The following is a 22,540-nucleotide window of genomic DNA, read 5'->3' on the forward strand; positions in this document are numbered from 1 at the left end:
CAATGAATTTTGCACCACTATGCTTGGCTTTTTGAAGGAAGACGTTCCCAAAAACTGGGGCGGTTTATGCGACGATGTATCAGATAATTTCCGCATCATATCGCCCAAGGGGTTTCGGGTTCTGACGTGAACGGGGTATAATATTAAAAATTACCCGCAAAACCAGCGTTCAAATTGGATACTTTTCACATAATTTTGATGTCCGCCCTTAAGGGAGGTGAACTGACCAGTTTCAGATGGTCTTAAAAATACGCGCTGTTGACCCGATGTGGTCAATAAAAGAACTTTGGCAGGTTATCTGGCTTGTTCAACGGCCTTTTCAACGGCATCTGTTTTGCCTTTTGTATATTGCAAAATTTTAGTGTCCTCACTGAGAATGTGATCAAAGAACCAATCACGAAGAAACTTGTGAAGGTGCTTGAGGATAGTTGGGTCATGGTCATGGTCATTGCGCCATTGCGCCGCCAAATCCTTCACCTTCGCTGCAATGGATAAATGAATATTTTGATGTTGCTCGAACGCGGGGTACAGGCAGGATTTCATGACCGCCTCCTCCCGCTTGAAATGGTACTGGGTGTAGTTGATCAGTTCCTCAACGACCATGTCTATTTCATCTGCCTTAACCGTATTGCTTCGGACCTTGTTCAATAGCGAGATAAGCACCTGATGATCCTTGTCGATGGCATCGACGCCGACGCGCATGGAATCGGTCCAGATCAGGACATCCTCGTTCGAGGCCAGGGGCAATTCTATCCAGAAGGTGCTGCCGACATCCTTTTTGCTTTCAAAGCCAATACATCCGGCCATCCGTTCCAGCAGTAATTGAGCCACCGTCAAGCCAATGCCAGTGCCTTCCTGGGCTATCAGCGGGTTCGAGCCAAGACGATGAAAGACATTGAAAATACTCTCGCTGTCTTCTGCGGCAATACCGACACCCGTATCTGTTACCGAAATGCGGAGAAATTGATCATCGGTTGTTTGACCCTCGATGGTAACGGTTCCCCTTTCGTTGTTGAATTTTACGGCATTTGAGAGAAGGTTGATCAGCACCTGTTTCAGGCGGGTGTTGTCGGTTTGAAGGCGGACGACCGGTCCATCGCTAAACTGATCAATGATTTTAACGTGTTTTCCATTGTCAATGGGGTCCAGCATGTTGACACAATTTGCAACGACGTCATTGGCGCTTATGTCCTCGATAAATAAATCAAAACGATCGGCCTCAATGCGGGCGAGATCGAGAATCTCGTTGACCAGATCAAGAAGAAGATTGCCGCCTTCCATGATTGATTCGACATGTTTATTCTGCCCTTGGGTCAGTGGATGCTTCGCATCAAGTTGCAACATTTGAGAAAAACCGAGAACCGCATTAAGCGGCGTGCGTAACTCATGGCTCATGGAAGCAAGGAATTCGGACTTGGCTTCGCTGGCCCGTTCAGCATTTACCAAGGCATTGCGGAGGTCTTCCTGAATGGCGTATTCCTCGGTTACGTCACGGAACACCAGTACGACGCCGGTAATCTCACCTGAATCACTTAAAATTGGCGCTGCAGAATCGGCGATCTGATATTCATCTCCGCCTTTTGAAAGCAGGATTGTCTGATGCGTCATGCCGACAACAATTCCGTTTTCGAGAACTTTGTCGACCGGGCTGAGAGCAGGCTCTCTTGTACTGGCCTGAACGACATTGAAAATTTCTTTCAGCGGCCTGGATATCGCTTCGGCCGACTTCCATCCGGTCAGGTTTTCCGCAATGGGGTTAATGTGGGAAACCTTGCCGAAAATGTCGGTCGAAATCACGGCCTCACCAATCGAGTTGAGGGTTGTGCGCTGACGCTCCTCACTCTCCGTCAGTTTTTTTTCCGATGTATTTTTTTGTTGGATATAAAACAAGCCAAAGACCAAAAATAAGAGCGACACAACCCCGGCTGTAAGACCGGCAATCATCCCGACGTCACCCTTGGTGAACAACAAGATCCGCGTGGTTTCCCATTTATTAAATATTTGAAGGATTGTTCCTTCTTTTTGCAGTTGCGCGATTGCCTTGTTAAGGGTTTCAAACAACGCGGCGTTTTCTTTATTTAAGGCGAAGCCCGCCGGCGTGCTGGAAAGGGATATAGGCAGGGCCGCCACATTCGTTATTTTATTCTGATAGATGGCCTGGTTGCCGGTCCGGCGCGTCGTAATCATGGCGTCAATTGTCGACTGCTGGACAAGTGTCATGGCCGCCGCTGAACCCTGAACAGTTACTGTATCGGCCTTCGGAAACCATTTATACGCAAGGCCCTTGGAGACCCCCTTTCCAAATACCCCGATGCGAACACCTTCAAGATTTGGCCATTCCGCCGGATGGACTTCATTTTCCCGGGCAAAAACGGTGAAAGTCAAATCGAACAACGGCGTTGGAAAATTAAACTGTTGCATACGCTCCGGCGACAGCGATAGCGGCATCACCGCATCAGCTTCCCCGTCGAGCACCATTCTCCTGGCTTCGCGAAAATCAAGAAGTTGCATTTTAATGGGTCGCTCGATAAGGGCGCTTATTTCACGAACGATATCGACCATGATGCCGGCGTGTTCTTTTCCTTCTGAATAAAGGTACGGTCGGGCGTCATCCGGCCCCACGAAAAGGAGGGGTTTTGTCGAATTATTTTGTGAGAACCCGGTTACCGGCTGGAGAAGACATAGAAACAAAGATGCCGAAAAAATCCATAATAACAATTTTTCGGGAACGGGCATCTAGCCCTCCAAGTTTAGGCCATGAAGTAAAATGACAAAAAGTCCTAAAAGACCATATTTTAATTGTGGTCTATATCAAATGATTTAAATCACAATGGTGGTATGGTGATCAAAAGCCGGATTGGCAAAGGGACAACGGTAACTTTAAAATTTCCCTTTGAACGAACAATCATTCAAAAATAAGGGCCCGCTGGTTTCCCGCCATTGTTGGGGATGATTTTTAGCCACCTGAATAGTGAAGGTTTTTACAATGGACGACGAATACCTGGCTCTGTTGGTTGACTTGCATAAGCGTCAGAAGCGTCAAGGTCCTGGCGGGGAAGCAGAGACGGCAAAAGCGCTGGCTCTGGCCCGTCTCCAGAAGTCAGAACCTCTACGGATCGCCGATATCGGTTGCGGAACCGGGGCTTCGACATTGCAACTCGCGCACTCTCTGAATGCTGAAGTTACCGCCGTGGATTTCTTGCCGGAATTTATCGAGGCGCTTAAAGACAATGCCGAAGCGGAAGGCTTATCCGAAAAGATAAAGACGCTTGTCTGTTCAATGGAACAGCTACCCTTTAGCGAAGAGGAATATGACGTTCTTTGGTCAGAGGGAGCCATTTACAATATGGGCTTTGAAAAGGGGCTGAACGAGTGGAGGCGCTTTCTGAAACCAGGCGGAATTCTGGCGGTTTCGGAAATTACATGGATAACGAACAGCCGGCCTCCAGAATTACAACAATATTGGCAAGCCGAGTATCCGGAAATTGCAACCGCTTCCTCAAAAATCGGGATTCTTGAAGAAAGTGGATACGCGCCGATTGGCTACTTCGTGCTGCCCGAATGTTGTTGGTTGGAGAATTATTATTGGCCCCTGCAGGACGGCTTTTCCGACTTTCTCGCAAGACATAAAGATGACGAGGAAGCGGCCTCGATTATCGAGGCTGAAAAAAAAGAAATCGCCCTCTATAAGAAGTATAAATCCTATTATAGCTACGGTGTGTATGTAGCCCGGAAATTAGGCTAGCGAAGCCTGGCGACAGATCCGCTTGTCGCCTTAATGCTCTTTTCCTGCCTCTCTTCGTTAGCATCAAGCCTATATTCGGCTCCAAACGTATTCGTATGGCGGATCCAGCGACCGGTATTTCGTCAAGTGTGCTATTACAAAATTATCGGGTAGACCCGGATTAAAATATATTTGTTCAAGAGGAACATGCAATGAACTCTTCCCTGGAAACCGTTTGTAGCGGCGTAGACGTGGCAGCCCAGATCCGAGGCATTCGCGCCGCTCAACCGGGCAACTTAATGGCCCGGTATTTTGATGAGGATTATTTTTGTTCTCTAAACGAGGCGAAGCGTAAACGGTTGTACAAGATCATCCGATCCGGGATCGAAAACCCCGACAGTCAGATGGGGGCCTACGCCCAAAACTGTAGTGATTATGAGGATTTTGAACCTCTGCTGGAGCCGATGATACGTGACTATCACAACATTTCAGATGACCGATTAATAGCGCAGGAACATGATTGGGCTACGCCGAGCTCCGGCTGCAATCTGGAGGAAATTGATTCTCGATTGAAAGATGTTTCCATGCGGGTGAGGGTGGGAAGAAACCTTGCTGCCTTTGCCTTGCCGGGCGCAATGACAAAAGAATCGCGACTGGAATTCGAGGCCCTTTTGATAAAAGCATTTTCCATATTGATGGATGACCCCGATTTCGGCGGTGAATATCTTTCTCTCACACCCGGGTCATCCTGTGAGATCGATGAAGATACTTATCGGGCCCGGATTGAAGCCCACCAGATGTTCAAGGATATGAGCGGAGATGCGTATTTGAACTCAGGTGGGATTTCTTCCGACTGGCCTTATGGACGAGGCATGTATATCTCGGGCTCACAAGATTTTATTGTCTGGGTAGGAGAAGAGGATCATTTGCGGATCATGTCCATGAAACGGGGCGGCGATCTTTCATCTCTTTTCGCCAAATTGCATAGTGGGCTTGAGACGTTGGCTAAATTAATCCCCGACTTTGCCCATTCGGAACGCTACGGGTACTTGACCTCTTGCCCAACCAACCTTGGTTCGGCTATGCGGGCCAGCCTGCATCTTCCGCTGCCTAATCTGACGGAAAAAGGCAGAAATCTTGAGCACGTAAAACAAACGGCATCGGGCCTTAGTCTCGCTGTGCGCGGAGTCAGCGGTGAACATTCCGACGCAGGCGAAGATGGTATTGTTGATATATCCCCCCGAGCCCGGCTCGGTGTCACAGAATCACAAATTATGCAGTGCCTGTATGATGGCTCTGTAGCACTATGGTCTCTGGAAAATGCAAATTAAGTCAGGGTGTTTATGGCTGCTTCTGACCCAAGGCGGACATTCAAAATCTAGTTGCAAGGGCTGCCTCTATGGCGGGGGCCGCTTTTTTCAAGCCGACCTCACCCGCCAAATCGTTGAGGCGTTGCAATTCCTCCATGAGGCCGTTGTCGAGCTTACCTCTGCCACAGGCCGCTAAGGCGCGACCGCGGGCAATGAAGAAATCAGACCACGGTAACGGTTCTGGCCGGGCGAAATCTTCCAACGCGGTGGCATAGCCCTCGGCGCCATCCCAATCACCGGTGTCGAGAGAGACTTCGATGGCATCCGGATAGAAAAAGAAGTGATTGTGGCTGACAGAACCCTCTTTCAGCATTCGCGCCCCTTCGTCCAAGGCATCCCGCTGCGCCTTGTGGTCGTCGAAACAGCAAGCCAACGCAGCCATGATCCGCGGTCCCGTGAAGCCATGGCCGACCTTCTTGTTGATCTCCAGCGCGGCGTTCAGGGCGGTGATAGCTTCGTCGTTCCGGCCGTCGGTGAGATCGAGTTTACCTTTGTATAAGAGCGCCTGGGATTCGAATCGCGGCGCTCCGAGCTGCCGGATAACATTCAAGTATTGGGTATTGTGATCACGGGCTTTGTCATATTCTGCCATCTCAAACAAAGCCTGCATGGCTAAAGCCTCGCCCAGCATTTTGCCGCGGTGGTGACCGACTTTGGTGGCGGCCTCAACCGTTTCCAAGCCATCGTCCAGGGCCGATTGAATTTGATTCAGATAGAAACGGGAAAACCCGACCATGGAGCGGTTGCCCACTTCGATTTCGATCAACCGGTTGTCTTGGGCAACCTCGACACAGCGGCTAAAATTTTTAAAAGCCGTGGCCATGCGCCCGGCCACGTAATCGGCATCGGCCATGCCGCCGAGGGCCTCGGCCTCGGCCTCCGCTGAATCGGCCTGCTGTGCAAAGCCAAGGGATTTTTCGTGCTCGGCGGCGCATTCTTCTATACGGCCCATGGGAAAGTACAGATTGCCGCGCAAATGGTGAATTTGGGCGCGTTCATTGGCCATGGCGTTGGCGTTGGCATCTGCGACGGCTTCGGCCTTGTCCAAAATGCCCAAGGCGTCTTCATACCGGTCGGCGATGCGCATGCCGGCCGCCAGACCCAGCCATGCCTGACAGCGCTCACCATCGTCGGCGGCATAGTCGAGGGCCAGTTCATAGCCCCGGATGGACTCATTAATGGAGCCCAGATCCAACAAGACACTGGCTTGAAAAACATTCAGGCCGAACATATCCGATGAACCGTCGGCGATGGCGAGTCCCCGCCCGAGCAGCCGCACCGCTTGGTTGAATTGATAATCCGATGCCTTGAATTGCGCCGCCACAAGGTACGCCTGCGGAGCGGCGGTGTCTTCGGCGCGGTCCAGGTGCTCGGCATGCAGGACCGGGTCGCGCTCGGCAAACCATTGGGCGGCGCGTCCGTGAAACCGGCACCGCCTGTCCTTGAGCAACGAGGCGTAGACGCCTTCCTGGATCAAGGCATGGTCGAATAGATAATCATCCCCCTCGGGACGAACCAGGTGATGGTCGATCAACTGGCCGCAGCTATAGTGAGGATCGCCGGCAACGGCGCGCAGCGTATCCAGCGCGAACCGTTGTCCGATGGCCGAGGCGGCTTGCAGTGCCCGCTTGTCGGGGTCCGAAAGCCGGTCGATACGGGCCAGGACCAGACTTTGGATCGTCGCCGGCACGTCTTCGTCCCGGCTTTCTTCGGCGCTGCGCAGAAGCTGTTCCAGGAACATCGGATTGCCACCGGCCCGCTCGATGCAGTTTTTGGTAAAATCATCGACGGCATCGGCATAGGCGCCTGCCAGTTCGGCCGCCTCGGCTTTGCGAAGAGGGCCGATATCGACCGTCAACAGCGGACTGCCGCCGGTGGCGCCGCGCCAGGTTTGGTCCAGCGGATCGCCTTCGATGCGCGACGTCATGATCAGCACCGCCGGGATGTCCTGCACCGCTTCGGTGATTTTGGCCAGATCCGACAAGGTTTCCGCATCGGCCCAATGGACGTCTTCGACCAGCAATAGCCTCGGCTGGTGGTTGCTGGCGTCCTGCACCAAGCCGACGAGAAGTGTGTGTTTGCCTTGCAGGCGGGAGGCGTTGTCCATGGCATCGTAAATGCCCTGAAGGTCCTCCGGCTGCGGTAGATTGAGCAAATCGTTAAGGAACACCCGTTGATCGGGCTTGCAGACCCCGCCGACCAACGCGTCAGCCGCCGCGGTTTCGCGCGCCGGAATGCTGCTCTCGGCCGGAACGCCGAGCAGGCCGCGGACCAATGTGCGGACCGGGTCCTGTCCCTCGCCAACGCCGAAATCGAAATTCAGACACCTGTGGCAGGCAAAGCCGCGCTTTTCGGCATTGGACTCGAACTCCTCGACAAGCCGGGACTTGCCCATTCCGGCCTCTCCGCGGACCAGGATCGCCTGGCCATTGCCGTTGTCCCGGCAAGATTCCAGCGCGCCCATGAATTGCGTCGTTTCGGCTTGGCGGCCGATAAAAGTACCGTCGAGGCGTTTACGTTTCGCCGCTCGCAACGTCTTCGCACGCCACGTCAGAACCGGTTTTTCCAAACCCTTGACCTTGGTCTCACCCAGCCCGTCGCAATCGACAAACTTCTCGACGGCCCGGTAGACGGTATCGGATATGATTGTCTCTCCGGATTCCGCTAATCCGTTGAGGCGGGCAGCGAGATTGGCAGCGACGCCGGTCACCGCATAGTCTGGCACGTCCTCAGGATTTTCCTTGCCTTGCCCGGCGATGACCACGCTGCCGCTGGCAATGCCTATATGAACCGCAACATCCCGGCCTTGCTGGGTACTCAGCGCCGCCATCGCCTTGTGGGTTTCAATCGAGGCGCGAACCGCGCGCATGGGATCGTCGCTATGGGCGACGGGGGCACCGAACAGCGCCATCACCTCGTCGCCAATATGGCGGTGCACGGTGCCGCCATGGTCTTCGACGATCCGGTCGACGGCGTCAAAGACCAGCCCTACCAACGCGTGCAAGTCCTCGGCGTCGAGTTCGTCGGAGAGTTCCGTATAACCGGATAGGTCAGCAAACAGGATCGTCAGCTGACGGCGATCGCCAGACAGCTCTTCTTCGTGTGGCTGTGGCTCACCCTGGCCGGCATCCGCCAATTGGCCACCGCAGCCGCCACAGAACCCGTCCCCCGGTTCGTTGACGAAGCCACAGGACGGGCACGAAACTTCCAGCTTCGCCCCGCAACTTGAGCAGAACCGCCGCGCGGCACTGTTTTCAGTGTTGCAATTGGAACACTGCATGGCCTTTTTCCGCTCCTCGCATTGCTGCCGACAACATACGACAGACCCAATTTAACGATATAGCACATCAAAATAATTTTGGTCTTCATTGTGTATGTTAGATGTCCGCTTCTGGCTATTAACAGAAGCCTTTGCCAATACCCGAAAAAGTCTGCTTTAAGGGGGTAAAGCGGACGTTATTTCAGGACGCTGGTTACTTCCGTTTCTGACCCATCTCGGACATTTGAAATTACACGTTTTTGATATATTCGACGACTTTTTCCATGGTGCTCGGAAGGCGTGGCGCTGCCTCGTCAATTTCATCCCAATTTTCAGCACTTCCGGCCGTTTCGAGGGTTTCGCAAAGATCCGCCAGCTCGTTTGCGCCGACGCTACGTGCTGACGATTTTAGTTTATGCGCAGCATTCGCCAAATCTTGTGCTGAGCGTTTGGAGAATGCGGCCTTAATTTCACCGACGTTGGATGTCGCCGGCTCAACGAAATCATTGAGGATTTCCTTAAAGGTTGTCTCGTTGTCACCGAAGATGCTTTTCAAGGCCATTGGATCGACGGAACCATTCCCGTCCTTGGGGACTGAAGCATCTTTGCGCTTCTTGCGGACCACTTTTATTCCTTTCTGCGCACCGTCGGCGGGTTTGGAATTTGGCATCCATTTCTGCAATGCTGTTTTAAGTTTCGGCATCTCTATCGGTTTCGGCAGGAAATCGTCCATGCCGGCTTCGTAACATCGAGACACTTCCGCCTCCAATGTGCTTGCCGTGATGGCGATGACGGGCATTCGCCTGTCTCCATCCTTTTCGGATTGCCGGATTTTTCCCGTCAACTCAAAGCCATCCATCACCGGCATGTGGCAGTCTGTGAGCAAAATTGCGTAGTGTTTGGATTTCGATGCCTCCAATGCCTGTTTGCCGTCATCGAACATTTCGACCGCATATCCCAGTACGTTGAGTTGGCGGCGGATGACATCCTGGTTGGTAAGGTTGTCCTCGGCGACCAGGATCAACGTCCCGGCGGCCTCCGCCTCCTCGATTGTCGGCGCTTCTTTAATCTCAACGGCAAAAACCTTCTCGTCATAGGTGACATTGGGGCTGGCGCGGCCCGCAGCGATGGCAATGGCGCGTATAAAAGGACCGCGCCGTAAGGGGTCTGAGCCGACAAAGACTGTATTGGGGATTTCCTTGTCGCCCTGGAGACGGTCCACGGTCAACAACACGAAGCGGGTTTGGGCGAGTTTTTTCACCGATTGTATCGCCGTAATCTGTTTCTTGCGGGCATCGATAGACCAACCTGATCCTAAAACGACAACATCGAAGGGTGCGCCCCGGTCCGCCGCGTCGAGGAGCACGGACTTGCCGGCTTCAATATCCCCGAAGGTTGTTACATCGGCGTTGGAATGGCGTAGATAGCTCGCGTCGAGTTCGCGTTCCTCCGCATCGTCACCCACGAACAGGACTTTCAGCCCCGCCAGATCGAGAAGATCACTCTTGATCTTGTGCTCTTCGGCGACCGGTAAATTGAGCGTTACGATAAAGGTCGAGCCTTTCCCCAACTCACTATCAACTTCGATTTTACCCCCCATCAACTCTATCAAACGGGCGCTGATGGTAAGCCCGAGCCCGGTGCCACCAAAGCGGCGAGTCGTCGATGTCTCGGCCTGGGAGAATTCATCGAACAGGTTTTTCTGGCCCTCTTCGGACATACCGATCCCTGTATCGATGACTTCAAACCGCACTGCCACGTTGTCCTTGTTTTGTGTTTTTCCGCAGAAAGCGCGGATCAAGACCCGGCCTTCATCGGTGAATTTGACAGCGTTGCCTGCAATGTTGAACAGAATTTGCCTGATCCGAACCGGATCCCCCAGCAGGGCATCGGGGATTTGAGGGTCGATATGGATGTTTATCCGAAGTTTTTTATTGGCGGCATTTGGAGCAAGGGTTTCGGCTACTCCCTCGACCAAATCACGGATTGAAACTGGCACTTCTTCAAGACCGAGCTTGCCGGCCTCCATCTTGGAGAAATCCAGGATGTCGTTGATGATTGTCAGAAGTCCGTATGCGGATTCCTTGACGGTTCTCATCATCGTGAGCTGGTCCTCTGCAAGTTTGGTTTGGACGAGCAGATCGACCATGCCGATAATACCGTTCATAGGCGTTCGGATTTCATGACTCATGGCGGCCAGGAACTCGGCTTTTGCCTTAGTCGCCTTTTCAGCAATATCCTTGGCATCTCCCAATTCTTCCGTCCGTTCCTCAACAATCTTTTCCAGATTGTTATGCGTTTCGGCCAATGCATTTTCTGCTCGCTGTCTTTCTGCATTTTCCTGCTCGAGGTGGACAACTTTTTCTATGATCGAATCACGCATGGCTGCAAAAGATTGCGCCAATAACCCGATCTCGTCTTTACGGTCAACATCGATATCCTGATTGAGATCGCCGCTGCCCATAGCAGCCGCCGTCTCAGATAATTTCCTGATAGGGCGTGTGATCATACGACCAATATATGTGGCGGCAATCAAACCAAGGGTGATGACCAATATTGAAACAATGACAGATACATAGAATGACCTGGATAGTGCCTTTTCTGCTTCTGGGCCCAGCACATCCTGCTCGTGCTTGATTGCCAGTTTCAGGCTTTCGATGCGTCTGGCGACATCCGGGCCGATCCTATCGAGTTCGTATTGAATAATGGTGTTTCGCTTCGTTATGATTTGATGAACTTGATCGAACGCTTGCAGGTATTGTTCTTGGCTGACCTTTGCCTCATTGGAGAGCTTCACCCTCGCGGGGTTCTCAAGTTCGGCTGCAAGTTTAAGTTGGTTGAATTCAAGGTCGCGAAATTCGCGAATGGCTCTGGCCCTTGACAGTTCGTTGTTTTCAATCAGGAAACGGTTCGCATATAAACGCCCGAGCAGGAGGCTGCGCAACGTGATGCCGGCCTGATAGGCAGCCGCCGTGTCGCCATCCTTCAAGGCACTTGTCATGATGGCGGTGAGGTTTGTTTCGATTTTGGGCCCAACAATGTTTAGCGTCCCCGAAACGAGCTCGTCGCGTTTCTTTTGCAGGAAGGTCACCTCTTCAAATTTATTGACATAGCGCTTCAGGTTTTCTTCCAGGTCGATCAGCAAAATCTGGCGGCCCGAATCCCCCTGAACAAGTTTCAGGTTTTCTTGAATGAGCTCCAGTGTTTGTTCGGCTCGTTTCTGGACTCCGGCAATATTTTCAGGGTTGGCGTCGATAACGAAATTTTTGGCAAATATTCTTGTCGTCAGCATGTTGGCCTGGACCCGACCGTCAGCGTTTGTCTGTCGGGCGAGTTTGCGGTAGGTGCTGAAGGTGTCTTCGGCATTCTGCAGGCCCATCAGTCCAATAACCGAAGCCAATAACGCAACCAGAAGTACACAGCCAAAACCCATGTAAATCTTGGTAGAGATTTTGAGATCCTTCATAGACAAAAACTTTCCAATCCCTGGCGCCAACACGTTCAGAGGAGCAACTCTTTCCCCGATTGTACTTTATTCTTCATATAAATGTATGCGCGAGGCCAATTTTCAAGAAAATTTTGAACGCATGGCTCTTGTGACGACATGGCCGCAAATGGATAAAAGCTGACCTTTTTACAGCCGCCCGATAATGTCCGCTTTTCCACGGAAAGCAGAAATCAAAAAAGCAAAATTCAATTTCTCGAGATTAATGTCTGCTTTGAGGGGGTATAGCGGACGTAAATTTGGTGTGCTGATTACTTCTGCTTCTGACCAGGAGCGGACATTAATTGCATTTAGCCTGTGACGCCCATCACTGCAAAACAAACTGGAATATGCTTCTATAGCGGACATCCTCACAAAGTAACCCCGCCATTCGGGCGGAGGCTAGGTAGTGATTCACCAAATAGAAAGATTCACGGTGCTATAATTTCGGTACGGTCGATACAGGAGACAAGGCCATGCCTAAGAAATACTCCCCACCCTCGAAGTTTAATCCGAGATGTCTAGTAGATGCTGCCGTCCAGATAGATCGAGCGCGAAAGGAAGGCAATAAGGGCCGACTTACAGCGGCCATCAATCACAACAGAGTTATGTGGACTGGCATCCATTCGCTTTCCGTCCATGACAATTGTCCCTTCCCGAAGGAAAAATGTGGTGAGTTGATCCGGTTGTCAGATTATGTCTGGTCAGCGACAAAGACCGAGGGAGCCAACATCTCTGATATGGTCTTGGATTCTCTAATCAATATCGATCTGCGGATTTCCGAGGACCTCTTGTACAAAAACAATCATTAGGTCTCTACTGCAACGCCCTCGCCAAACAACGGGCCACGTCCAGCCTCTTCTCGAATTGCGAGATATATTCTGCCAGCGCCGGACCGTGTAACCGGGAGCCCAGTATCGGGGTGATACCCGTGCCACCCCTGGAATGGATATCTCGTAGTTTCAATAGCTGGCGCTCCCACTTTGCTATGTAAACGTCCCAGTCGCCGTTGTTCTTGTTGTTAACGTAAGTGATGATGCTTTCGTGGGAAGCATTACCCCACCACGGTATCTTAGGAATGTCGCCGCACGAGTCCGTTGAGGGCGCAGGCGTTGGAGGGGTTACACGCGTTGCCACAGGCAGGCCCACCGTTTCGTTTGATTGGGGTTGCACTGGTGTCTGTTCATCTTCTTCTGCTAGGTCTTCTTCTGCCATGTCTTCCTCAATAACGGGCTCGAGTGGCAATGGCAACAGTTTGGCAAGTTCGGTCCGGTAGTCGAGACCAATTACCCAGCTGTAAAGGGTTTCAAAACGGTTCAAGACATTTACAGGGGCATTGAGGAACAAGGCATAGCCACCACCAGCGGTGGCCACGATAAACAAGGCGATGATTAAAAACTTCGCCAACGGTACTCTCTGCGCTTTTTTTGCAGGTTTCGGAAAACTGTCGGGTCTGGCCTCTCCCTGGGGCCGTTGATCTAGTGTTTGTTCCGCTTCGGACGATGAGCTTTCCTTCGGCCTCTCCGAAGCGCGGGAAGCGGTAATCTGCTCGAGGAAGTTCCGAACCTTGGCAATGATAACATCCGGAACTAACGGCTCGGTGATGTAATCCGTCGCCCCCAGCTTCAGACCCTTGGAGATATTTTCTCTGTCACTATTTTTGGTCAGAAATACAACTGGAATATGCTGGCTCACCGGATCTGTTTTCAGGACCCGACAGGCTTCGAAACCACTCATGTCGGACGTCATTACATCGAGTAAAATCAGATCTGGTTTGTTCAACCTGACCATTTCCAGAGCCTTGGAGCCTTCCGACGTGAAAGAGATACTGGCTTCGCCCTGGAGACCCTTGATGAAGATATCGAGGATGTCGCCGTCCACGTTAATGAAAAGAACTTTGTCTGCGTTTTTACTGGCCATGAAAGCCATCTTAACCGCAGGACACTCGCCAGCCAATCCAGTACCTAAAGTGCGGGCAAACAGCTCCGCCGTCCTTAAACGTGAACATTAAGGAAATGCAAACTCTACTACCGCCGAAATTTCTTTCTCCCGGAAGCATTCACCCAATGTCCGCTTGTGGCTAATAACGGACTTAATTTCCACCACCCGATAATGTCCGTTTTTCTACGGAAAGCAGAAGTCAAAAGAGCAAAATTCAGTTTCCCAAGATTAATGTCTGCTTTGAGGGGGTATAGCGGACATCGTTCGTGACTTGTCATTAGGTCCGGAAATGATCCTGAGGGGACATTTGGCTTTCGATCAAGTTGCTCAATTATCGCAACAATAGTGCCTTTACAATTTCTCTCTTAGGAATGACGTGACCGCATTTTCCGTTTGGCTGCGTTGTGTGGTTGTACCTCCGGTGTAAACCGTCGTTTTCTTGGTGCAATCATTCCACAGATTTTCCCAGGCCGTATCGTCAACGATTCCAAAGTCCGCTTTATTCCCTGTGCGTTTCTCCTGCGCATGCATGGTCTTTGTATTCCATGTGATCTGACAATGATAAACCGTAACGTTACTTTTGCCTCGCACCGGATGTTGAGTATCCCAAGCGTGACTTGCCCCTTTAACCACCATAACCTTCACATCACCGCCAGCCGCGACAAGTCTTTTAGCGTAATCTTTGCATGGTCCGGGCAAGTTCCAATTATCCAATTCCCCCAACAGCATTAACATGCTTCCAGAAGTCGGCTTTGGGTTCTCCACGTTAAAAGGGCAATTCGGTGCCAGAGCTATATGGGCTTTGATCTGCATTCCATCACCAACATTCCGGTTGTACCAATCTGACATCAGGTACATTTGAATGCCGCCGCCCCAAGACATTCCAAACGTGGCAAGGCGAGCGCCATCAATTCTTGGATTATTCTTTAGCGAACGTACCGCAGCATAAATGTCGCTCAGGTAACTCATATTAGTGATGCCGGATTGTTTGCTGCCTAATCCTGTACTTAGAGATAGTCCACGGGCGGTGAATTGATTGACCATTAATGTGGCATAACCCGCTTCGTTAAATATGTTCACCCATCCGCCGTCGTAAGAACGATTATAGCCGCCACTGCTAAGCAGGTAGATAATGGCAGGATATGGACCACTTCCTCCAACGTTTGGGTAGGACATCACCCCTTCAACTTCAAGCGGGCTGTCTTTCCAGTTTGCCAACGTTGCCGGATTCGTCGATTTAACATTGAACGAACTTAATAAAACCCGGTTCGGGTCACCCTCAGATTTCAGTCCTGTTGTTTGGCAAGCAGTAGCGAACCCAAGGGCTATTCCGGCAATTGCCAACGCTTTGATTTTTGTCATCATGATTTTGTCCCGTCGGCTGTGATGCAGAGGATGGCTCCCACCCGAAGACACAGGCAGTCGCACAAACGACCAATGGAGAGGTCAAAACCAGTAGAGAGAAAATTTAACCTTCATAAGGCCAAACACTGTGAAACCCTCAACAAATGGCAAGATTAGCGTGTCCTTAGGTATTTCACATTGATGGTGGTTAGTTTCGGCGTAGTTCCTATTGCCTGGGAAGGTCCGCTTCTGGCTATTAACAGAAGCCTTTGCCAATACCCGAAAACGTCGGCTTTAAGGGGGTAAAGCGGACATTCTTAAACAATTGCTCCGCTGTCTTCGGCAACAACTGCATCCGCCTCTACTTCAACCAACCACTCAGGATTTACGAAACAAGTTATTTGCATGATCGTATCAACAGGTTTGGCTTCACGGCAAAACTTTGCACGAACATCAATCACCGATTTCCAATCATCAATATTCGTGAGGATTATTCGTGTTCGGACGACATCGTGCCAACCTGACCCAGCCCGTTCCAACGCATCACCGATGATCTCGAAACACCGCTCAGCCTGACGTCCCGCGTCGCCAACACCAACGGTTTTTCCATCACCATCCACGGGCGCGGTTCCGCCAATCGTTATATAGGGGCCGACCCTGACGGCCCTAGCAAACCCAACAATTTCTTCCATTGGATTGCCATTTAATACGAGCTTTCGTTTCATACCTTTTTACTCCATTGAGGCCAGTCCTTCCGCTTTGAGGGGGTAAAGCAGACATCAATATGGACTGGTGATTAGGTCTGGTTTCTGGACCAAAGCGGACATACGTTCATTTATCTTCATCCACGAATGTGAGTGGCGGCATGGGGCGGCGGTCAATTTCCAAACGAAATATATCATGGCGTCCGTAATGTCCGGACACATCCAGGGCTTTACGTGAATTACGTGATGCTTCCGGATCGATGGTCGCGTACAAAATGCCTTTTTCCCGATGCATTGGCCCGGCGACGATACCACCGAAGGGTTTGGCCACTATCGCATCACCGGAGTTTATCCACTCGTCGTTCTCGAACAGTTCATCACGTCCAGGAAACGTCTCGGGAATATCCATCCCTTGCATCGCCGTTGCCGTACTGACAACCCAGCAACCGCCTTCACGGGCAATGTGGTTCATGGAATCTTGCCAAGTGTCACCGCTATCCCATGTGGGGGCTACGTAGATATCGATGTTTTGCGAATAGAGCGCATAACGCGCCAGCGGCATGTAATTTTCCCAACAGATCAGACAGCCAATACGGCCGATCGGGGTGTCCACGACCCTCAAGCCACTGGCATCACCGGATCCCCACACCATTCGTTCGGGATTTGTCGGCATCAATTTTCGGTGACGATTTAAGATCGAGCCGTCTGGGCCGATGACAACGACGGAATTGAATAACGTGGTGCCGCTAAACTCAGCGTCTATTTCGTTGAGGCCCATCACCACGACAACGCCGTTCTTTGCGGCTGCCTCGGTAAGTGGTTTGAGCCCACCGGCAGCGATATTGACTGAATTGTTTCTCAATTCGGCATGGATCGTGTTGCCAAGCGCCATATCTCCACCAGGACGAAGTCGCCATATCCATGTGGGGTATCCGGGGAGATAAGTCTCTGGAAAGACGATGAGTTGAGCGCCCTCGTTTGCAGCCTCATCAAGAGACTCCAGCGCCCGCTCCATCGTCGCTTTCAGGTCAAGAAGAACGGGCGGCTTTTGACAAACCGCAACCTTTACATCCATGAAATCCCCCTATTGATAAAATAGACCCGCTTTATTGTTTAGGATTACTCTAAACATTCGCTGACAGAAGAGTCCATACGATCACACTAAAAGAGAAAATATGTGAGTTCCGGAAATGGCTAAAATCAGAATATCGGGTTTCTCGAATTTGATGTCTGCTTTAAGCGGATAGAGCGGGCGTCAAATTGGCAGGGTGTTTTGGCTGCTTTTGGCCGAATTCGGAAATGCCGGTGGTTGCAAAATTAACGATCTACAGCCTTTCCCACTTCCTCTCCATCCCTCGAATAGTAACGAGACTTTGCCGACTTCATATCGAAATCCTCAACGCTGTATCCCAGTTTTTGCGAAATGTCTGCAACTCCGGGAATTTTACTCCAAGATGAAAGGTTCCATCGCTGATCTGTTCTATAATTATAGAGGTCTACTTTTTGGTTGCGATAATTGAGAAAAGCACCGCGATGTGGCAAGTCAAGGAAATCAAGGAGACCCTCCAGATGCGAACTATCGGGACCCATCAAATCTTCAAACTTGAGCCGCAACCAGGGAACGGTTGTTTCTTTTTCGATCTCCAGCGCGTAGTTGTTTAGCTCTGTCCAAAAATACAGGCATTTCTCAAACTGCGACAAATCTTCCCATAGATCCATTAATTCTGGAAATGCCGATTTCTTGTCGAAGGGTGTCAGCAAACTGGTTTCGGTTATTGTTTCCCGCCCTGTGCCATAATAATTATGAGTCGTCATTGACAAAGCAGTCAGTATTGGATGCCGGGTAATGTGCACTATCTGAATCCGTCCCTTAAACCGTTTTAAGAGATACGGAATGGCACCGTAGGCTGGCCAGCCTGTCTCAATGTAATGTATGTAACCTTCTTCATATTGGGTTGAAATAATTTCTTCGATTCTACCAATATGATTGTTTCTAAGGTCGGAATACTCTGATTTTTCTATATCTTCGCCGTTAAACAAATTACGGGGAAAATAACCACCGTGAACTGGCTCATGGACGCTGTAAACCGTATCAGAGTAACTCTCATCGAAAGCTTTTGCGAACCATTGGGTCCCACACCTACCTGTAGATAAAAAAAATGTGGCAACCATTATTTTCCCCTTTTGTTGCGTCTCGATCCCAAAAAACAGTGCAGAATGACTGAGAGGCAATTGGTTGTTGCATCATAATAATAGTGTAACCGATCAGGCTTTGAGCGGTTTATATATTTCCAGGGCGTGGCGATGCTTAAAATTTAAGAAAATTTTATTTAGACAGGGAACATTCGTCGCCCAGATACACCGCGGCAGCCGCTATTCCGCTTGCCCCATGGGCGATGCCGGTGGCGCGCAAACCGATTTCAATCGCGCCGAGCGTCCCCATCATCATCGGTGCGTTGACGTGCCCCATGTGGGCGATCCGAAACGCCGAACCACCAAGATCACCGATACCAATACCAATCACCGTGCCCAAGTGTTCCTTACAAAACTTCAGTAGCACGGCCGGATCGATCTCCTCATTCGTACGGACCGTGGTCACGGTGAGCGAGCGTTCTGCCGGCTTGCTGATGTTGAAATCAATGGTGCCACCCTGGGCCCACTCTGACACCGCCGCCCAGGTGGCCCCGGCCAGCAGGCGATGACGCTCAAACACATGCTCCAGGCCTTCCTCGAAAAGCATGTCGAGGGCCTTGCGGATGCCGAACAACATTTGCACCGGCGGCGTCCCGCAGTATTTCCTGTAATGCTCTTCGCCCTCGCGTTTTGTCCAGTCCCAGTAGTTAGACCGCAAACCCGCGCTTTCGTGACGAGCCTTGGCTTTTTTATTGGCGGCAACGAAAGCCAGCCCCGGTGGCGTCATCAGGCCCTTTTGCGAACCGGCGACCGCGACATCGACACCCCAGCCATCCATATCGAACGGCATGCAAGCTAACGAGGCGATGGTATCGACCATCAACAAGGCTTCGTGCCCGGCAGCATCCATGGCCTGCCTGATCGCCGGAATGTCGTTGACGACCCCCGAAGCCGTATCGATCTGCACACAAAGTATGGCCTTGATGTCACCGTTCTTGTCAGCGCGCAAACGCGCCTCCAGTTCGTTCGGATCAATAGCCCTGCGCCAGTCACCGGGCAGAACTTCCACATCGAGGCCAATAAAAGCGCCTCCTTCGCCCCATCCCATGGCGAAACGGCCACTTTCACAAACCAGAATTTTGTCGTCCCGGCTCAAAACATTTGTCAACGCCGCTTCCCAACCGCCATGGCCGTTGGAAATATAGATATAGGTATCGCCCGTCGTCTTGAATATGGTCTTCAAATCCTGAAGCACGGAATCGGTTATCGCCACCAGTTCGCCACTGTAGATTTCGATGGCCGGACGGTGCATGGCGCCCAGCACGTCGTCGGGTATCGTCGTCGGCCCGGGGATACTCAAAAATTCACGCCCGTTATGTAACGTCATGTTCGCCATCTTTCAAAAATAAGAAAATTTAATTGCGTCAATCTCTCCGCACAGGGAGCAAACTTGCCACACACACGTCACCTCCGAGCCAATAGATTCAGCAAGTGATATTGAAGATGCAAACAAAACTTATTTCAAGAGGTTTAACGACGACACGAAGCACCGATGACTTGTTTTCGTCTTCACCGCACGCCACAAGAGCGAAATTCAAGGCGAGGGCGAGGGTCCGCCCTCTTTGGAATTTTTTGGAGCTTTCTTTTGCAATAATACCTGGGCCGTAATCAGCAGCGTTAGCGAGACAGCCAGAACCATGGTGCCAATGGCGTTTACTTCGGGCGTGATGCCGCGCCGGATCGATGCAAACACATAAATGGGCAGCGTTGTATTAGCCCCGGCGACGAAAAACGAGATGATGAAATCATCAAAACTGAAGGTGAAGCTGAGCAGGAAACCGGCGAGAATGGCCGGAAAAATTTGCGGCAGTGTAATCTGCCGGAAGGTTCGCCACGGTGTCGCATACAAATCCTGCGAGGCTTCGATCAGGGAGCGATCCATGCCGGCGATTCTGGCGCGCACCAGAACAATCACCAGCGACATGGTGAATAACGTATGGGCCGCTATCACCGATGCGAAACCCAGCGATAATTTAGGCGGCTTGACCCCTTCGGGCCAGATGGCGGCCACGATCGGATTGAGCAGATCAAAAACAGATACCAAAGCGACCAGTGTTGCGATGCCAATGACGATGCCGGGAACCATGATCGAGACATAGATCATTCCATCGAACAGGGCCCTCATGGGACCGCACATTCGTTGCAGGGCGAGCGCCGCAGTCGTCCCCATAATGCTGGAAAGAAAAGCCGCTGAAAAAGCGATAATCAGGCTCGTCGTTAATGACTCAATAACAAACGGGTTGGAAAGCGCCTTGCCATACCACTGGGTAGACAGACCCTGAAAATCACTTGCGTGTCGTCCAGAATTGAAACTGAACAGGACAATGATGCCAATGGGCACATAAAGGAACAGGTAGACTGCTATGGAATACAAGCGCATGGCCATCTTAAGTCTGTCCTACATAATCGAATCATCACGGCCGGATTTACCACCCATGGCAAAGCGCATGTACAGGGTAACGGTGACCAGCATGATGATGACAAGTGTTACGGCGACGGCTGAGCCAAAGGGCCAGTTCCTGGATTGCAGGAAAAGATCAACCAGGGCATTACCGATGAAGAAGACCTTGCCGCCGCCCAGAAATGCGGGAATCAGGAATTCACCCATCAGCAGGATGAAGACCAACATGCATCCGGTGGCGACCCCGGGCATGGAAAGCGGAAGGGTGATTTGAAAAAATGTTTTAAGCGGTGAGCCGCCAAGATCGTTTGATGCTTCCAGCAAACGCTTGTCCAGTTTTTCCAGGGAAACATAGATGGGGAAAACCATCAGTGGCAGATAACCATAAATAATACCAAGAACGACGGCCCCAGGAGTATTGATCAATCGCACCCCTTCGATGCCGATAAAGTCCAGCACGGCAGGTATACCGCGACCGCCCAAAATAAATATCCAGGCATACGTACGGATCAACAGGCTGGTCCAAAAGGGGACGATGACCAGCACCAGCAGCAGAAGTTTCCACCGCGTGCTGGCTTTGACGGCCAGGTAATAGGCCAATGGATAGGCGATCAGCAGGCTGGTAAACGTACCCAGCGGGGCGTATGTCATGGTGTTTTTAAAAGCCGTAAAACGCGAGGGCAGGTTTGCGTATTGTTCTAATGAGAACCCTGCCGCATAGCCCCCCACAGGTGAGCGGGAGCCGAGACTGAAAATGACGACGACAACCAATGGCATAATAAGAAAAAAGAGAAACCACAGCGACGTTGGCGTTAGCAGCGCCACTGTCACCCATTTCTCTTTGTCTTTGCCCTTGATTGCCGCCGTCATCATTCGGTCCAGTCTTTAATCGAGATCAGGCAGATTTGAAGCGAGCAATCACTTCCGCCCGGGTTGGGTCGGTCAGTGTTTGGGCCGCACCAAATTCAAGGCCGTTCATCAGCTCTTTGGCCGGGAACAAAATCTCGTTGTTGGCGGTATCGGCTGGCAACAATGCCGAAACACGTGAATCACCTGTGGCGTAACCGTGCGAGGCGAATTCAAGAACCTGAACGGCAGGATCCAACAGGTGGTTAATAAAGGCATAGGCTGCATCAATGTGCGGAGCATCTTTCGGAATGCAATAGAAATCAGACCAGATTTCACCGCCATCGCTGGCAATGACATATTTCATTTCTGGTAAATCTTTGTTCAGTTGCAGGCCGTCTCCGTTCCAGCAAATTGACATCCATGCATCGCCGCTACGCATTCCCGGCTGATAATCCGAGGTAATGGCGAACAGATGCGGTTTTGAATCAATTAGCAGTTTCTCGGCCTTGGCAAGTTCACCCTTGTCGATGGAATTGAAAGAGTAACCGAGCGCACACAAGGCCGCACCAATGGTGGTCAGCTGATAGTCATGGACGATTGTATGACCGGAACCGGCACCCATGGTGACATCGAAGAAGTCTTTCCAGGATTTCGGGTTGCTTTTGATATGTTTGTCGTTAAGCACGAAACCGGTGGTGCCCCAGTTTTTCGGTACGGCGTAGACTTTACCGTTGACTGTGGCGGGATCAGCGAAAAGCGGATTTTGTGCTTTGGCGTCGAAGTTAGGAATGCGGGACAGGTCCAGTTCCTGGATCAGATCAAGTTCCACATAGTTGGTAATTGTGTAGTTGGTCGGTACGAAAACGTCCCAGCCTGTACCACCGGCCTGCAATTTCGCCAGCATTTCCTCGTTCGATCCAAAAGCATTGATCTGAACATTTACGCCGGTGTCTTTGGTGAAATTTTCAACATTGACCGGGTTGTGATAGTTCGGCCAAGTGGAAAAAATCAACTTGTTGCCAAGCTCGGCGGCCTGGGCGCTACGCGTTGCAAGACCCGGCATTGCTGCACCCATGACCGCCATGGCGGTGCCAAGACCGGTTACACCCAGGAAATGGCGACGGGTAACGGAGCCATTCTGGTAACGCCTGAATTCTTCCATAAACTTCTTGGCTGTGATCGGTTGATTGTCCTTATAGTTTTTGCTCATTGACTTAGACCTCCGTGTTAAAAATATCCGTAATTATTCTTAAAATTAGCCGTCTTTGACG

General features: G+C 51.2%; 15 protein-coding genes. 3 read left to right on the plus strand and 12 right to left on the minus strand.

Translation table 11 applies throughout. The annotated features are described in order from the left end of the window. Positions 1 to 294: 294 nt before the first annotated feature. A complete protein-coding gene (locus HOL66_06090; protein ID MBT5243793.1) occupies positions 295 to 2,622 on the minus strand; it encodes a bacteriohemerythrin in 2,328 nt (775 codons plus the stop codon). Between the two features lie 364 nt (positions 2,623 to 2,986). On the opposite strand from HOL66_06090, the gene HOL66_06095 reads away from it, so the two are divergent. Both HOL66_06095 and HOL66_06100 read left to right on the plus strand, forming a co-directional pair. Further along, positions 2,987 to 3,745 carry a methyltransferase domain-containing protein gene (locus tag HOL66_06095; GenBank protein MBT5243794.1) on the plus strand — a complete coding sequence of 253 codons (759 nt, stop codon included), beginning with the start codon at positions 2,987 to 2,989 and terminating at the stop codon, positions 3,743 to 3,745. Positions 3,746 to 3,936: 191 nt separating this feature from the next. Further along, positions 3,937 to 5,055, plus strand: coding sequence for an arginine kinase (locus HOL66_06100; protein ID MBT5243795.1), 1,119 nt, complete (start codon positions 3,937 to 3,939; stop codon positions 5,053 to 5,055). A gap of 40 nt (positions 5,056 to 5,095) precedes the next feature. Here HOL66_06100 and HOL66_06105 read toward each other — a convergent pair whose 3' ends face one another. Together HOL66_06105 and HOL66_06110 are read right to left on the minus strand one after the other, a co-directional pair. Beyond that, positions 5,096 to 8,374: an AAA family ATPase gene (locus tag HOL66_06105; GenBank protein ID MBT5243796.1), complete on the minus strand. Its 3,279-nt coding sequence runs from the start codon at positions 8,372 to 8,374 to the stop codon at positions 5,096 to 5,098. A gap of 229 nt (positions 8,375 to 8,603) precedes the next feature. After that, on the minus strand, positions 8,604 to 11,819 hold the full coding sequence (locus tag HOL66_06110) for a response regulator (protein ID MBT5243797.1): 3,216 nt from the start codon (positions 11,817 to 11,819) through the stop codon (positions 8,604 to 8,606). A 494-nt stretch (positions 11,820 to 12,313) separates the two neighbouring features. On the opposite strand from HOL66_06110, the gene HOL66_06115 reads away from it, so the two are divergent. Then, on the plus strand, positions 12,314 to 12,649 hold the full coding sequence (locus HOL66_06115) for a hypothetical protein (protein ID MBT5243798.1): 336 nt from the start codon (positions 12,314 to 12,316) through the stop codon (positions 12,647 to 12,649). A gap of 4 nt (positions 12,650 to 12,653) precedes the next feature. Here HOL66_06115 and HOL66_06120 read toward each other — a convergent pair whose 3' ends face one another. The 9 genes from HOL66_06120 to HOL66_06160 form a co-directional block, all read right to left on the minus strand. Then, the gene (locus HOL66_06120; GenBank protein ID MBT5243799.1) at positions 12,654 to 13,757 is read right to left on the minus strand and encodes a response regulator; all 1,104 of its coding nucleotides are present in this window, start codon (positions 13,755 to 13,757) and stop codon (positions 12,654 to 12,656) included. Positions 13,758 to 14,129: 372 nt separating this feature from the next. Then, on the minus strand, positions 14,130 to 15,143 hold the full coding sequence (locus HOL66_06125; GenBank protein ID MBT5243800.1) for a hypothetical protein: 1,014 nt from the start codon (positions 15,141 to 15,143) through the stop codon (positions 14,130 to 14,132). A gap of 296 nt (positions 15,144 to 15,439) precedes the next feature. Next, positions 15,440 to 15,814 carry a RidA family protein gene (locus tag HOL66_06130; GenBank protein ID MBT5243801.1) on the minus strand — a complete coding sequence of 125 codons (375 nt, stop codon included), beginning with the start codon at positions 15,812 to 15,814 and terminating at the stop codon, positions 15,440 to 15,442. A gap of 139 nt (positions 15,815 to 15,953) precedes the next feature. Then, on the minus strand, positions 15,954 to 16,901 hold the full coding sequence (locus tag HOL66_06135) for a carbon-nitrogen hydrolase family protein (protein ID MBT5243802.1): 948 nt from the start codon (positions 16,899 to 16,901) through the stop codon (positions 15,954 to 15,956). Positions 16,902 to 17,143: 242 nt separating this feature from the next. Further along, on the minus strand, positions 17,144 to 17,998 hold the full coding sequence (locus HOL66_06140; protein ID MBT5243803.1) for a hypothetical protein: 855 nt from the start codon (positions 17,996 to 17,998) through the stop codon (positions 17,144 to 17,146). A gap of 154 nt (positions 17,999 to 18,152) precedes the next feature. After that, positions 18,153 to 19,346, minus strand: a complete 1,194-nt coding sequence (locus tag HOL66_06145) for an aminotransferase class V-fold PLP-dependent enzyme (protein MBT5243804.1) — start codon at positions 19,344 to 19,346, stop codon at positions 18,153 to 18,155. Between the two features lie 207 nt (positions 19,347 to 19,553). Next, a complete protein-coding gene (locus HOL66_06150; GenBank protein ID MBT5243805.1) occupies positions 19,554 to 20,399 on the minus strand; it encodes an ABC transporter permease in 846 nt (281 codons plus the stop codon). Positions 20,400 to 20,417: 18 nt separating this feature from the next. Beyond that, a complete protein-coding gene (locus HOL66_06155) occupies positions 20,418 to 21,290 on the minus strand; it encodes an ABC transporter permease (protein ID MBT5243806.1) in 873 nt (290 codons plus the stop codon). A gap of 25 nt (positions 21,291 to 21,315) precedes the next feature. Continuing rightward, the gene (locus HOL66_06160; GenBank protein ID MBT5243807.1) at positions 21,316 to 22,479 is read right to left on the minus strand and encodes a spermidine/putrescine ABC transporter substrate-binding protein; all 1,164 of its coding nucleotides are present in this window, start codon (positions 22,477 to 22,479) and stop codon (positions 21,316 to 21,318) included. Positions 22,480 to 22,540: the final 61 nt, after the last annotated feature.

The sequence above is a fragment of the Rhodospirillaceae bacterium genome (genome assembly GCA_018662005.1).
Taxonomy (GTDB): Bacteria; Pseudomonadota; Alphaproteobacteria; order Rhodospirillales; family JABHCV01; genus JACNJU01.

Coding starts and splice junctions, on each gene's coding strand:
- HOL66_06095 (MBT5243794.1), top strand. CDS start 2,987: ATGGACGACGAATACCTGGCTCTGTTGGTTGACTTGCATAAGCGTCAG.
- HOL66_06100 (MBT5243795.1), top strand. CDS start 3,937: ATGAACTCTTCCCTGGAAACCGTTTGTAGCGGCGTAGACGTGGCAGCC.
- HOL66_06105 (MBT5243796.1), bottom strand. CDS start 8,374: ATGCAGTGTTCCAATTGCAACACTGAAAACAGTGCCGCGCGGCGGTTC.
- HOL66_06110 (MBT5243797.1), bottom strand. CDS start 11,819: ATGAAGGATCTCAAAATCTCTACCAAGATTTACATGGGTTTTGGCTGT.
- HOL66_06115 (MBT5243798.1), top strand. CDS start 12,314: ATGCCTAAGAAATACTCCCCACCCTCGAAGTTTAATCCGAGATGTCTA.
- HOL66_06120 (MBT5243799.1), bottom strand. CDS start 13,757: ATGGCCAGTAAAAACGCAGACAAAGTTCTTTTCATTAACGTGGACGGC.
- HOL66_06125 (MBT5243800.1), bottom strand. CDS start 15,143: ATGATGACAAAAATCAAAGCGTTGGCAATTGCCGGAATAGCCCTTGGG.
- HOL66_06130 (MBT5243801.1), bottom strand. CDS start 15,814: ATGGAAGAAATTGTTGGGTTTGCTAGGGCCGTCAGGGTCGGCCCCTAT.
- HOL66_06135 (MBT5243802.1), bottom strand. CDS start 16,901: ATGGATGTAAAGGTTGCGGTTTGTCAAAAGCCGCCCGTTCTTCTTGAC.
- HOL66_06140 (MBT5243803.1), bottom strand. CDS start 17,998: ATGGTTGCCACATTTTTTTTATCTACAGGTAGGTGTGGGACCCAATGG.
- HOL66_06145 (MBT5243804.1), bottom strand. CDS start 19,346: ATGACGTTACATAACGGGCGTGAATTTTTGAGTATCCCCGGGCCGACG.
- HOL66_06150 (MBT5243805.1), bottom strand. CDS start 20,399: ATGCGCTTGTATTCCATAGCAGTCTACCTGTTCCTTTATGTGCCCATT.
- HOL66_06155 (MBT5243806.1), bottom strand. CDS start 21,290: ATGACGGCGGCAATCAAGGGCAAAGACAAAGAGAAATGGGTGACAGTG.
- HOL66_06160 (MBT5243807.1), bottom strand. CDS start 22,479: ATGAGCAAAAACTATAAGGACAATCAACCGATCACAGCCAAGAAGTTT.